Source organism: Egbenema bharatensis FJBBOT/2019 (assembly GCF_048077055.1).
Classification (GTDB): domain Bacteria; phylum Cyanobacteriota; class Cyanobacteriia; order Elainellales; family Elainellaceae; genus Egbenema; species Egbenema bharatensis.
This window is the reverse complement of sequence record NZ_CP182236.1, coordinates 658,057-671,165: the sequence shown is the minus strand read 5'-3', so window position 1 is coordinate 671,165 and position 13,109 is coordinate 658,057. Positions and strand designations below refer to the sequence as shown.

Below are 13,109 nucleotides of genomic sequence, written 5' to 3'. Positions count from 1 at the left end.
AATCTAAGATGAATCAAACTCAAGCTGCACTACCCATCGTTTTACCCAACTTACCCCAACTCCTGACTCATCCCGATGCCCTCCCCTGGGAACCCTTCCGCCCAGGCATTGCGATTCACCGACTATATTCCTCTACTCCCCCCGGTTCGGCAGCGGCCCTCCTGCGTTACGAACCGGGGGCGATCGTCCCCTGGCATCGGCATCTGGGCTATGAGCATATCTGGGTGCTGGCGGGTTCTCAATCAGACGATCGGGGCACCTATACCACAGGAACACTGGTGATCAATCCACCTGACACTTGCCACCAAGTCACCAGTCCTGAAGGTTGCATTGTGTTGATCATTTGGGAAAAGCCAATTCAGTTTGAGGGAGTGAGGAGTGAGGATCAGCAGTGAGGAGTGAGGGGTGAGGAGTGAGGGGTGAGGAGAGTCGCAAGCGCATTAGGTGAAGCTCTTGTAGGGCAAGCATCTTGTCTGCCCAGCCAATGCTGGAGAATTGCTTGCCCAGCCAATACTGGAGAACTCACTGAGGAATGCAAATTAAATAACCTGAACTTCTTGTGGGGTGGGCATCTTGCCCGCCCAGTCAGCAAGGCAGAAGGACTGGCAAGTTATTCAATTCACGATCCTGAGCACAACTACTCATGGTAAGACGAACTCATAACGAGTATGATTTAGTTATTAAAACGATCGCACTCAGATTGAGGATGCCGTCATGAAACTTTTACGATTTGAGCATATTAATCTGTCCTGCCAGAACCTTGAGGCAGCCAAACGGTTTTATCAAACCTTGTTTTCAGATTGGTTTGTTCGGGCGGAGGGAGAATGGCAGGGTGAACGCTGGATGCACTTTGGGAATCAGCAGTTTTACTTGGCGTTGAATGAAGCTCCTGATGCTGAACGGATCAATCAGCCCTATGAGGGGATCGGCATTAATCACGTTGGATTTGTGATTGATGATGGTGAAAAAATGAAAGCCGTCCTGGATGGGAACGGCATTGAGTATTACACGATGAATGCTCCGGAAACCAAGTTTCGGATTTATGTGAATGATCCGGATGGTAATGAGATTGAGTTAGTGGAATATCAGGAAAGCTACGAGCTACGGTAGCTCAGGATCCTATTAGCCGCCGGCAACGGCTGGGACAATACTCACCTCATCGCCTGCGTTCAGCGATGTATTTTTGCCATCCAAGAACCGGATGTCTTCACTATTGACGTAGAAATTGATAAACCGTCGCAGTTCTCCCTGTTCATCACATAGCCGCGCCTTGATGCCAGGGAAACTGCTTTCTAAAGAGTCCAACAATTCTGCGATCGACCCACCTTCACATTCAATGGTGGCCTGATCGCGGGTAAATTTTTGCAGTGGTGTAGGGATTAGAACTTTGACGGACATAGGTCTGGATTGAATAAGAAAAAAGTGGGGAGTGGGGAATGGGAAGTGGGGACGAGGCAGTCTCTTCTTTGGTGATGCTATTTCGTAAAGGATGAAGAGAAGAAACTTGGTGGAGCAGGTTTAACCTACTGTAGCGCAGGCATCTTGCCTGCATGGTTGGTCGTTTCAACTGCCCTACGGTTTTTCTTCACCCTTGATGAAACTGTTTTACACCAAAACTTCCTGCCATTCCAGGCGATCGAGGGTTCTGGAGCGTTCCAGGGCCCGCTCGAAGCTGTCGAGTTTGGGTTCGATCGTCAGAGGTTGCCCAATGCAGCCTTGCACAGCTTCCTGGGTCTTCAGTCCGTTTCCGGTGATGTATGCAACGGTGGTTTCCTCTGGATCAATCTTACCGGCTTCTACTAATTTCTTCAGGGTAGCGATCGTCGTTCCCCCGGCCGTTTCCGTGAAGATGCCTTCGGTCTCGGCCAGTAGCTTCATGCCTTCAATGATTTCTTGATCAGTGACAGATTCAATGTTGCCGTTGGTCTTGCGAGCGATGTCAACGGCATAGACACCGTCTGCTGGATTTCCGATGGCGATCGACTTGGCAACCGTGCTGGGTTTGACAGGTGTAATGAAGTCCCGTCCTTCCCGGAAGGCTTGAGCGATGGGAGAACAGCCCTCTGCCTGGGCACCGCTGAACCGAACTGCTTTTTCTTCAATCAGCCCAACCTTAGCAAATTCCTGGAAGCCTTTATAGATCTTGGTGAACAAAGAACCAGAAGCCAGGGGAGCCACAATATGATCGGGCAATTCCCAGCCGAGTTGTTCTGCCACTTCATAGCCCAGGGTTTTTGAGCCTTCGGAGTAATAGGGCCGCAGGTTGATGTTGACAAAGCCCCAGCCGTGGGTGTTGGCAACTTCGGAGCAGAGCCGATTCACCTGATCGTAATTGCCCTGAACTGCCATCACCGTTGGGCCGTAGATTAAAGTACCCAACACCTTACCCGCCTCCAGGTCAGAGGGGATAAATACGCAACAATCTAACCCGGCATGGGCCGCGATCGCAGCGGTTGAGTTGGCCAGGTTGCCAGTGCTGGCGCAGGAGACGGTGGTGAAACCTAACTCACGGGCGCGAGTGAGTGCCACAGATACCACCCGATCCTTAAAGCTGAGGGTCGGCATATTCACGGCATCATTCTTGATGTACAGCCGCTTTAGCCCCAGACGACGAGCCAGACGATTGGCTTTCAACAGGGGAGTCATGCCCGTACCAACATCGATCGGTGTATCGGTGGTGACGGGTAGGAAAGGCCGATACCGCCAGATGGAGTTGGGGCCAGCCTGAATGGTTTCGCGGGTGACGGTGCGAGCTAAGGCACTGTAGTCGTACATGACTTCCAGGGGCCCGAAACAAAATTCGCAAACATGAATCGCCTTTGCTTCGTACTCAGCACCACATTCTTTACATTTCAAGCCAGTAAAGGTAGCACTCGATGAGGATTGGGTGAGGGTTTGAGTCGCCTGGGTCATGGGTGAATTTAAATACCTTTAGTCTCTACAGCATGCACAACACAGCAAAATCAAGTCAGAAGTAGGTTGGATTGCCTATTTCCAAACAATGGATCGGATAGTAACACGGTTAACAAAACGTCGTCAAACATATCCGACTTTTTTTGTCGGGTATGGGTCAAACCCTTCTCAACCCGTCATTTCCCACGGAAAAATGGCCACAGGATCATCCCGCAGCCTTTAAATTTTTCAAATTATTAAGGTAATCTGAAAGGAATTGATTTCCCGCTCAGATTTCCTTTAATATCAACAGAAGGTTTATAGCGTCAGGGGCGATCGGTCGAGTTAGTATCTGGAAATTCTTTGCCTCCTGGACTCTGTAATGCGTTCGTTCACCATTCTTCGCCTGTCTTGAGGGGGGAGGGATGTATATTCACCATAGAAATTGCTAAATCGCCAGAGCCACTTTGCTGCATTGCTTAAGTGGGCGATCGGTTCTAGATGGCTAAAGTTTTCGGTGTTAGTGCGAACAGTTGACCAAATCATGGTTTCCTCCACAGCGAACTGAATAGGTTTAGTTTAGGGATGCCTGTCTGGCGATTCAAAAATTTGGCTAGATGTCATCCATGAAAAAGATTCATAGAACTGGGGGGTCTTCCTACCCGGTTCTACGACTATGGGCCGACAGGGATGCATCTACGCTTGTTTGATCTACCTACAATTTTCCTACCCATTTCCCGGACAGAACAGAGGCAATTCCGCTCAATTGTTATGGGTACAGTTGGATTATGTAAAACTGTTATGGTGGCGATCGCAGCAAACTGTATTGGATGGCTGCATCATCGTCTAGAAATTGCTCCTTTGCGCCTGCCCATCTCCTGGATAGAATTCCCAAAAAGAAGGGTGGGAGCAACCCCACCCAATGCAACCTGACCGATCTTGCGGATTTGATCACCGGAAATTTATCGCCGGAGAACCAGAACGGGGCAATGGGCATACCGCATCACTCGTTCGGCAACGGAACCCAGGAAAAATCGGCCCAGACCCGTCCGACCGTGGGAGGGAATCACAATTAAAGTAATGTCATTCTTCTCGGCGAAGTCCAAAATCTCTGAACCGGGATCTCCAATCGCAACGTTGAAGTGAATGCCGAGGGCCGGATCAAACTTCTCACTGAATGCCTTTTCTACATTTTGGCGACGAGTATTGTCATCGATGGTTTGCCAGACAATACTGGGTTCAGTTGACTCCAACCGATGCAAAACATGCAAAACGTAGAGACGAGATGCATCGCCGACAAACTCTACTGCGTTGGTCAGTGCCTTGGATGCTTCGTCGGAAAAATCAAATGGAACGAGAACTCGCTCTGTTGAAAATAACCCCATTTTAATTCACCTTAGTTCTTCAACTATATCTGCTAGTCACCGTGTATTGGTTCTTAACAACATTATTCCAAAACAAACTGCAAATCTTGATACAGCCCGATCGATTATTCAAGGTTTGCAGAATTATAAAGTATCAAAGATAGCTTACAGCACTCTAATCTCAGGGGCAAATGGCAAGATTGGCAGGGGAATGATCTGCTGCATTTGCCTGGATGCCATAGCCAGCCGCAGGAGCACTTCACAAAAAAAAATAGGAGCGAAAGCAATTTTATGCTTTTCAGTATTTCGGTTTTTTTAATAAAAGCATTTGAGAGACAATCCTAGAATCTGTCTCCAGGGACTGGGCAATGCGCTTCAATCTCTGACTGGGTAGTTCAGGCCGATTAATTGATAATTACGCTGTAAATCCTGGCTGGCGGTGTTTAAATTAACAAAAAACAACCTGATTTTGAGTGATATTATTAGGCAATTATCCATTGTGAGATAGCAGTTTTTTCTGATTCAGAGAATGAACCGCTATCTCGGAGTCCAATCAAGTTTGATATTGGATTGCGGTGACATCGAGCAAGAACCGCAGAACCTGCAAAGCTCAAGGCAGCTATTACTTAGTATTCTTTTTATGAAGGAACAACAACGAACCCGTGTTAAGGATCGATCGAGTGTATTCAAGGGAAATCTTTTACGGCACTTGAAGGCTTCAGTGAGTCCTGCCAGGGTTGGGTATGTCCTCCCGCTGACGCTTTTACTGCTGTTGCTGATTGCTCCGATGGCAGTTGCGCAGGAGGCAGACGGCCCAACGGGGATAGATGCCCTGTTTGAACCCGTGGTCAACCTTCTTGCGACCGTCCTGTTCTTCGATGTATTTGGCTTTCCATTCATCGTGCTGTGGCTGTTTGTGGCAGCTATCTTTTTCACGTTCCGCATGGGCTTTATCAATGTTCGCGGTTTTAAACATGCGATCGATGTGGTACGTGGTAAGTACGATGACCCCCACGATGATGGTGAGGTGTCTCACTTTCAGGCCCTTGCCACTGCCCTGTCGGGAACGGTGGGTCTGGGAAACATTGCTGGGGTTGCGGTTGCCATCAGCTTAGGTGGGCCAGGCGCGATGTTCTGGCTAACGGTCGCCGGGTTGTTTGGCATGGTGAGTAAGTTTGTGGAATGTACGCTGGGGGTGAAATATCGCCGTGTGCTGGAAGATGGCACGATTTTAGGTGGCCCGGCTTACTACTTAACTCGCGGATTGGCCCAACGGGGAATGCGCCCGGCTGGACAGGGTTTGGCAGTATTATTCTGTATTCTGGCGATCGGCGGTAGTTTGGGTGGAGCGAATATGTTCCAGTCCAATCAGGCCTATGCTTCGGTGGCTAATATCTGGCCTGATTTTCCTGCCTGGTTGTTTGGGTTGATCATTGCTTCCCTGGCGGCTGTGGTGATCATTGGTGGGATTCGCCGGATTGGGGCTGTTGCTGAGAAACTGGTTCCGGCAATGGCCGTCCTGTATGCGATCGCCTGTTTGTTCATTATTGTGACGAATCTGGGTCAGGTGCCTGGAGCGATTGGCACGATTGTCAGCGAAGCCTTTTCTCCCACGGCGGTTGGGGGGGGGATTGTCGGGGTGATTGTGCAGGGGGTACGCCGGAGTACGTTCTCTAATGAGGCAGGGGTAGGGTCTGCTGCGACTGCCCATTCCGCAGCCCGTACCGATGAACCTGTGCGGGAAGGGATTGTGGCCCTGCTGGAACCCTTCATTGATACGGTCGTAATTTGTAATATGACGGCGATCGTGATTGTGCTGACGGGGGTTTACCAGAACACCGATCGCAGTGGTGTGGATCTGACTGCTGATGCTTTCTCGTCGGTGATTGGCTGGTTCCCGGTGGTTCTGAGTATTGCCGTTTGTCTGTTTGCTTTTCTACGATTATTTCCTGGAGCTACTACGGCATTCAGGCCTGGACGTACCTGTTTGGTGAACGGAGTGCGATCGTCTTCAAGATTATCTATGTGATCTGCACTTTCCTGGGCACCCTGGCCAGTCTGGCGATGATTATTGACCTGAGTGACCTGCTGCTGCTGGGTATGGCCTTCCCGAATCTGCTCGGCTGCTATATTCTTTCGGGTGAAGTGGCGGCGGATCTGAAGGATTACTGGCAACGGCTCACGAGTGGTCAGATGTTGACCTATGAACAACGGTTGGCAGTTCCGGTGGCAACTGAGGATTAGGTATCACCTGAAATCAGCCATCTGCCCGCGAATCAACTAATTTTCTAAGGGCAAGGGGGGTAAGGCGTTGGGTTAGGATTTCTGTCATCTGAAATCTTCCCTAAGGGCTTTGCCCCTTTCTGCGTTTTTTCCCGTGTTCATGCCCTCGATTGTTGACTGGGCGGGCAAGACTTCGGCTTGAGCTCAGTCGAAACGCTGCCCACCCCACAAGAATTTCAGGTTATTTAATTCTTCCTTAGCGGACGAGAACGGTCATGTATTTTCCTGCTGCAAAGGGAGCGGGAATGATGGGGGTGAACTGGACGCGATCGCTGGCCAGTCTTCTCACATAAAACTCGTTCATGGTGAAGATGACCTGATCCCGCGTTCCGATAATCCAAACTTGTACCCGATCGTCTTGCGAAACGGGCAGCAGTTCGTTGAACTCTGATGACATATTTAATTCCTCGCTGATGCAATGGTGTGAAGGAAAAGCTTAAGGCGGGACTCCCCTAACGGTGGGTGAGCATCAGCGAGGCGGTGAAATTCAGACCTTTCGATCTAAAATCAACACAGCCTGGCCCTCTGCCCAGAGCAGAGAGTTAGGTTAGCTGGTTAGGGTTGGTGTCAGCTTCCCTAATCAGCGCGGCCTCGCCTTAAGCCGTCTGATTTGCTGGCTCTCTCCGGGTGGAAATAACCAGTGTTGTTCAGCATAAAATAAACGCCTGGATTGCACAAGCGTACCCAGGGCTTTGTCATTATTTCTTGATCTATTTCTTGACTCAGATCTTGCACCGGGTCATCTCACCCGCCCTGCAATAAATTGCGGGCTAATGACTTAAACCCATTGAAATAGGTTGAAAGCCTTTTAGGTGAAAGGTTTTAGTCCGTTTGAACGGACTTCAGCGATTAGCCCCGAATTCATTCGAGGGCGGGGGATTGGGAAAGCTGCAAGATGTGAGTTGATCTAAATTTCTTGAACGAATGATGTTACGACTCCATCGATCGTCGTTCATAATCCCCGCTTCAGTCAGGTCGATTCCTGGATCACCTCCCACGATCGACTTGCGGTTGGCATAGCACCTCTGCCCCAGGAGTGAAAGAAAAATGACAAATTTGTCATCCTGATATTAGGTCAACAGTCATTTTTTACTGCTTCAATAAATTTACAGATGTTTACATTTCTTTCAATTTGCCCGTATCGCTGCCATTGCAGTAGCGTAGTGGCACAGGATGAGCCTTCTCCCAGACAGACGGTACGGGTGTTTCGCTTTGGATTTCAGCTCGCTCAGATTGCTTTATCTTGATCATCATGTTGTTAAAATCCTCACCTGCATTCCTGCCTACCCCCCGCCTTGCGATCGGCTTGAGTCGAATCTGGATCGTTGGCTTACTTCTCTTTGCCTCAGGTTGTCGTCTGATGCCACCGGGGGAAGCCCAGCCTCAGTCACAGCGATCGGGTCAATCCCGTGGAGGGGATGCGGTTGCGGTGGATGTGGCGACTGCCCAGGAAGTCCAGTTAGAGCGGGTGATTTCCTACACTGGGACAACGGTACCTGCTCGATCGGTATCAGTCCGATCGCAGGTGGAGGGGCAAATTCTGGATGTGATGGTGAATGTGGGCGATCGGGTGCAGCAGGGGCAGGTGATCGCGCAGTTGGATGATAATTTGCTGATGACTTCGGTGGTGGAAGCCAATGCCGAGGTTGCAGCTCGGCAGTCCGAGGTAGCTAGCTTGCAAGCTGAAGTCAGTAATGCCCAAACGGAAGTGGAGCGGGCCCGGTTAGAACTTCAGCAGGCGCAGTCGGATGCAGCCCGGTTGGAACAGCTTGTTGGGGAAGGGGCGATTTCAGCTCAGGATGCCGAACTGGCCCAAACCGCAGCTAGAACCGCAGAGCAGGCGTTGCGATCGGCGGAGCAGCAGGTACAAAATCGTCAGCGGGCGGTGGAAGCGGCCCAACGGCGGATCACGGCTCAGGAAGCGATGGTGAATCAAGCCCAGCAGCGGCAGTCCTTTACCACGTTAAGAGCTTCTGTAGAGGGATCGGTCTTGGAACGCATTTTGGAACCTGGCGAATTGGCGCAACCGGGTAGCGAAATTCTGCGATTGGGCGATCTGAGTCAGGTGAAGGTGGAAGTCCAGATTTCGGAACTAGAACTCAGTGGCATTCAACTGGGTCAAACGGCAGAAGTGCGCCTTGATGCCTTCCCGGATCAAGTTTTCCCAGGACAAGTCACCCAAATTTCTCCCGCTGCCGATCCCACTGCTCGCCTGATCCCTGTAGAAGTGACTATTCCCAACCTGGAGGGCCGTATCGGCAGTGGCTTGCTGGCGCGGGTCAGCTTTGAATCCCAGGAAGCCCAACAGGTGGTCGTCCCTGAAACGGCGATCGAACTGGCAGCGGATACGCCTGGTGATCCAGATATGGCCGACTCTGCTGATCCTGGAGATCTCCAAACCGCAACCCTATTTGTCCTGAATCGATCCACCGAAGAACCCACGGTCGAAGCGCGATCGGTGCAACTGGGCGATCGGGCCGATAATCAAATTCAGATTTTATCCGGCTTAGATCCGGGAGAAGAATTCATCGTTCGCAGTAGTGGTGCATTGAACGACGGTGATCCGGTTCGCCTCAGTTTCATCTCTGAGAATTCATCTAGGGGTTCGAGGAGTGAGGAGTGAAGACTGAGGACTGAGGACTGAGGACTGAGGAGTGAGGACTGAGGTTGTTCTTCTGCCTTCCCTCTTGTGGGGTGGGTATCTTGCTGCCCAGTCCCCCAGGTGGAATGACCTGCCCATTATCCAGTTCATCCTCCTAAATCCTAAGTCTCTCCCTATCTCCCTATCTTCCTATCTCCCTATTTTTCCGTCTTTTCACCCACCTACCCACTCGTTACCATGCATACTCCCAAACCAACTGGCTTTAGCATCAGCGGCACTGCTATCCGCCAGCACATTGGCACTCTTATGCTGACCCTGGCAGTGATTGTGATTGGTGTATTTTTCATTTTTAGCCTCCAGGTGGATTTGCTGCCTTCGATCACCTACCCACGTATCAATGTGCGGGTGAACTCGCCTGGAATTTCCCCGGAGGTGGCGGTGGATGAAATTACCCGTCCCCTGGAGGATGCGCTCTCTGCGACGGAAGGGGTGGTGCAGGTCTATTCCCAAACCCGTGAAGGGCAGGTCAGTGTGGATTTGTACTTCCGTCCGGGAGGAGATGTGGATCAGGCCTTGCTGGATGCGACGGCTGCCTTTAACCGGGCCAGAGCCAGTTTGCCCGATTCCCTGGAAACCCCTCGCATTTCTAAAGCTGATCCGTCTCAAACGCCTGTGTATGAATTGGCCCTGTCTTCCCAGAGTCTGAGTTCCCGCGAGTTACGGGTGTTTGCTGACGAGGAACTGGCCCGTGAGTTGGCTGTGGTGGAAGGAGTCGCGGCGATCGACGTGGCGGGGGGAGTGCCGGAAGAGGTGCGGGTGACGCTGGATTTAAATCGGCTTCAGGCGTTGGGGATTGGCATTAATGATGTCCTGGGCGAGTTGCAGGATGCCAACCAGGATATTTCTGGGGGACGGATTATTGGCGAGCTGTCGGAGCCGCTGACTCGTGCGGTGGGTCGGTTTGAAGCAGTTGACGAGATTCAAGATCTGTCCTTCCGAACCGGAGGCAGCACAAATGGTGAGACGGATGCCATAACAACCGGAGCGCGGCGAGTGTATCTGCGGAACTTTGCTCAGGTGACGGATGGAACCCAGGAACAGCGAATATTTGTCTCGTTGAATAAACGTCCGGCGGTCAAAATCAGTGTGCAGAAGCAGCCCGATGCCAACACGATCGATGTGGTGGAGAACGTGAAGCAGCGAGTGGCGGAACTGCAACAGGCAGGGGTTGTGTCGGAAGATATGGAGTTGATCGAAACGCTGGATGAGTCGGTCTTTATTCGCAACGCCATTTCTAATGTGACGACAGCAGGCTTGACGGGTATGGGATTGGCTGCCCTGGCAGTGTTGCTGTTCCTGGGTTCTCTGCGGCAAACGTTGATTATTGTGATTGCCATTCCCCTGGCTACCCTGATGGCGGTAATTTTGATGCGGCTGTTTGGGTTGTCGATTAATGTGTTTAGCCTGGGGGGACTGGCCCTCGGTGTGGGGATTGTGGTGGATAACTCGATCGTGATGCTGGAAACGATCGCTGCCGATGCGGGAATGACTCCGGGCGAAGATGCTCGGACGCGCCTTACCCCCAATCAGTTGATCACCCAGTCGGTGCGGAGTGGACAATCGGTGGAATCAGCCCTGGTGGCTTCTACGGCGACGAACCTGGTGGCGGTTCTCCCCTTCCTGCTGATTGGCGGCTTTATTGCCCTGTTGTTTAATGAACTGGTGCTGACGATTAGCTTTGCAGTTGCCGCTTCGATTCTGGTGGCTGTGACGGTAGTGCCGACCCTGGCTTCCCGACTTCTGGGCATTCGCAAAACCAGCCATCTTTCTGAGTTCTGGCTGCTGCGATCGTTTAACCAGCGATTTGCGGCTGCGACTCGGAGCTACACCGGATTGCTCGATCGGGTTTTGCACCGTCGGGCGATCGTATTGGGGCTGACTTTCCTAATACTGGGAGGCAGCAGCCTTCTGGTTGCAGGACAAATTCCCCAGGAAATTCTGCCGCGGATTAGCACTGGCCAGGCGCGGCTGGTGGCCCAGTTCCCCCCCGGAACGCCCCTGGAAACCAACCGGCAGGTGATGGATGCGGTGGATGATATTCTCCTGGCGCAACCTGAAACTGAGTATGTGTTTACCACGGCGGGTGGTTTTCTGTTTGGAGCCAACACCAGCGAAAATGCCCTCCGCAGTTCCAGCACGATTACCCTGGAACCGGGAACAGATGTGGATGCCTACATCTCGCGGGTGAATCGAGAATTCGATCGCCTCAACTTGGTAGACATTCGGATTCGGATGAGTCCAGGGGAAGTGCGGGGTCTGGTGTTGAATAATTCTCCGGTGCGGGCGGAGGTAGACGTGGTGCTGCAAGGGGATGATGCCGAAACCCTGGAGCAGGCAGGGCAGCAGGCTTTGCGAACCCTGGAACAGCAGGCGACCCTCACCAGTTTTCGGCCCGATGCCGATCGCCGTCAACCGGAACTGCAAATTCGCCTCGATCGGGAGCGCGCTGCGGATCTGGATCTGACGATTCAGGATGTGGGGAATGTGCTGCAAACGGCGCTGAGTGGTTCTGTCCCGACGCAACTTCAGCGGGGAAATCGGTTGGTAGACATTCGGGTGCAGCTCGATCGAGAGGCGATTCGTCGGCCGTCGCAGTTGGAGGATCTGCCGCTGTTTACGCAAAACAACCAACTGGTGCGGCTGGGTAATGTGGCCAGGGTGGAAGAAGGGGAAGCTCCAGGGCAAATTCAGCGAATTAATCAACGACAGGTTTACCTGATTGCAGGCAGCTTGAATGAGGGAGCCAGTCTGGGGGATGCGCTGGCGGAAGTGGATCAAATTTTGCAGGAGGTGGATCTGCCCCAGGGGGTAAGTCGGCTGCCCAGTGCGGCGGCAGAAAGCAACCGAGAGATTCAGTCGGCCTTGCCGATTCTGGGCGGACTCGCGGCTTTCCTGGTGTTTGTTGTGATGGCGGTACAGTACAACTCTCTTATCGATCCATTGGTGATTATGTTCACTCTGCCCCTGGCACTGGCGGGTGGGATCTGGGGATTGTTCATCACCCAAACGGCGATCGGCGCGACGGTGATTGTGGGGGCGGTGCTGCTGGTGGGAATTGTAGTGAACAACGCCATCATTATGGTGGAACTGGCGAATCAGATTCGAGAGCGGGATCGGGTCGATCGGCGGACGGCTATTTTGGAGGCAGCCCCCCAGCGACTGCGCCCGATTTTGATGACGACGATTACGACTGTATTAGGAATGTTTCCCCTGGCGTTAGGACTGGGAGAGGGGGGAGAATTCCTGCAACCATTGGGGATTGTGGTATTCTCCGGCTTGTCTCTGGCAACGTTGTTGACGCTGTTTATTATTCCCTGCTTCTATCTGCTGTTGCATGATCTGGTCGGCAAGCTCTCCGGCAAAAAGCAACCCGCCATGCAATCCGTGCCAGCGAAACCGCGATCGGTGAACCCCCCGTCCAGACGACGATAGTTGCAATCCTTCAGAGTCATGCTAAATCCAATCACCTACAATAAGAGCAGCATTCCTGTCCTGATTCTCCATGCAAATTGTTTTACCACCCGAACTTGAAGCACTCGTGCAGCGTCAACTGTCCAGCGGCAAATATCAGACTGGGATCGAAGTTCTGATCGCGGGTGCGAAACTCCTCGAACAGCAGGAAGACATTTACCAGGGATGACTGCAAGAACTCCAGCAGGAAGCCCAAACTGGATGGGAAGCAGCTCAACGGGGTGAACTCGTGGATGGCTCCACTGCAATGGCACAAATGCGATCGGCTTCGGTCGCATTAGCTAAACGCTCAGAGACTTGCATCAGAGGCAGCCGATAAACCTGTCCATCGACAATTAAGGTCATCCAATTCCCTTCAAAACTTAAGCTTTCTACTTCGTGTTGTTTACTCATCGTTGCCCTCCAAAAGCAGTTTCCCAAGCCTCTGCCATGTCATC

Annotated in this window: 9 protein-coding genes and 2 pseudogenes; 6 read left to right on the top strand and 5 right to left on the bottom strand. The window is 51.9% G+C overall.

What is annotated here, in order from left to right:
* The first annotated feature begins 8 nt into the window (after positions 1-8).
* Complete coding sequence (locus ACM1PF_RS02985; RefSeq protein WP_416672199.1) at positions 9-395, top strand: cupin domain-containing protein; 387 nt, start codon at positions 9-11, stop codon at positions 393-395.
* Positions 396-714: 319 nt separating this feature from the next.
* The gene (locus tag ACM1PF_RS02980) at positions 715-1,110 is read left to right on the top strand and encodes a VOC family protein (protein WP_416672198.1); all 396 of its coding nucleotides are present in this window, start codon (positions 715-717) and stop codon (positions 1,108-1,110) included.
* A 12-nt stretch (positions 1,111-1,122) separates the two neighbouring features.
* Here ACM1PF_RS02980 and ACM1PF_RS02975 read toward each other — a convergent pair whose 3' ends face one another.
* The 4 genes from ACM1PF_RS02975 to ACM1PF_RS02960 form a co-directional block, all read right to left on the bottom strand.
* Positions 1,123-1,398, bottom strand: coding sequence for a MoaD/ThiS family protein (locus tag ACM1PF_RS02975; protein WP_416672197.1), 276 nt, complete (start codon positions 1,396-1,398; stop codon positions 1,123-1,125).
* A gap of 207 nt (positions 1,399-1,605) precedes the next feature.
* Complete coding sequence (thrC, locus tag ACM1PF_RS02970) at positions 1,606-2,913, bottom strand: threonine synthase (RefSeq protein WP_416672195.1); 1,308 nt, start codon at positions 2,911-2,913, stop codon at positions 1,606-1,608.
* Positions 2,914-3,237: 324 nt separating this feature from the next.
* Positions 3,238-3,438 (bottom strand): hypothetical protein, encoded by a 201-nt coding sequence (locus ACM1PF_RS02965; protein ID WP_416672194.1) that lies wholly within the window; start codon positions 3,436-3,438, stop codon positions 3,238-3,240.
* Between the two features lie 416 nt (positions 3,439-3,854).
* Positions 3,855-4,277, bottom strand: coding sequence for a universal stress protein (locus ACM1PF_RS02960; protein ID WP_416672192.1), 423 nt, complete (start codon positions 4,275-4,277; stop codon positions 3,855-3,857).
* A gap of 508 nt (positions 4,278-4,785) precedes the next feature.
* On the opposite strand from ACM1PF_RS02960, the pseudogene ACM1PF_RS02955 reads away from it, so the two are divergent.
* A pseudogene (locus tag ACM1PF_RS02955) lies at positions 4,786-6,500 on the top strand (alanine/glycine:cation symporter family protein).
* A gap of 235 nt (positions 6,501-6,735) precedes the next feature.
* Here ACM1PF_RS02955 and ACM1PF_RS02950 read toward each other — a convergent pair.
* Positions 6,736-6,936 carry a hypothetical protein gene (locus tag ACM1PF_RS02950; RefSeq protein WP_416672190.1) on the bottom strand — a complete coding sequence of 67 codons (201 nt, stop codon included), beginning with the start codon at positions 6,934-6,936 and terminating at the stop codon, positions 6,736-6,738.
* An 855-nt stretch (positions 6,937-7,791) separates the two neighbouring features.
* Here ACM1PF_RS02950 and ACM1PF_RS02945 point away from each other — a divergent pair.
* The 3 genes and pseudogenes from ACM1PF_RS02945 (at position 7,792) to ACM1PF_RS02935 (ending at position 12,991) form a co-directional block, all read left to right on the top strand.
* Complete coding sequence (locus ACM1PF_RS02945; protein WP_416672189.1) at positions 7,792-9,162, top strand: efflux RND transporter periplasmic adaptor subunit; 1,371 nt, start codon at positions 7,792-7,794, stop codon at positions 9,160-9,162.
* A gap of 216 nt (positions 9,163-9,378) precedes the next feature.
* Positions 9,379-12,633, top strand: a complete 3,255-nt coding sequence (locus ACM1PF_RS02940) for an efflux RND transporter permease subunit (protein ID WP_416672187.1) — start codon at positions 9,379-9,381, stop codon at positions 12,631-12,633.
* Between the two features lie 70 nt (positions 12,634-12,703).
* Positions 12,704-12,991: pseudogene (locus tag ACM1PF_RS02935) on the top strand (ribbon-helix-helix domain-containing protein).
* Positions 12,992-13,109 lie beyond the last annotated feature (118 nt).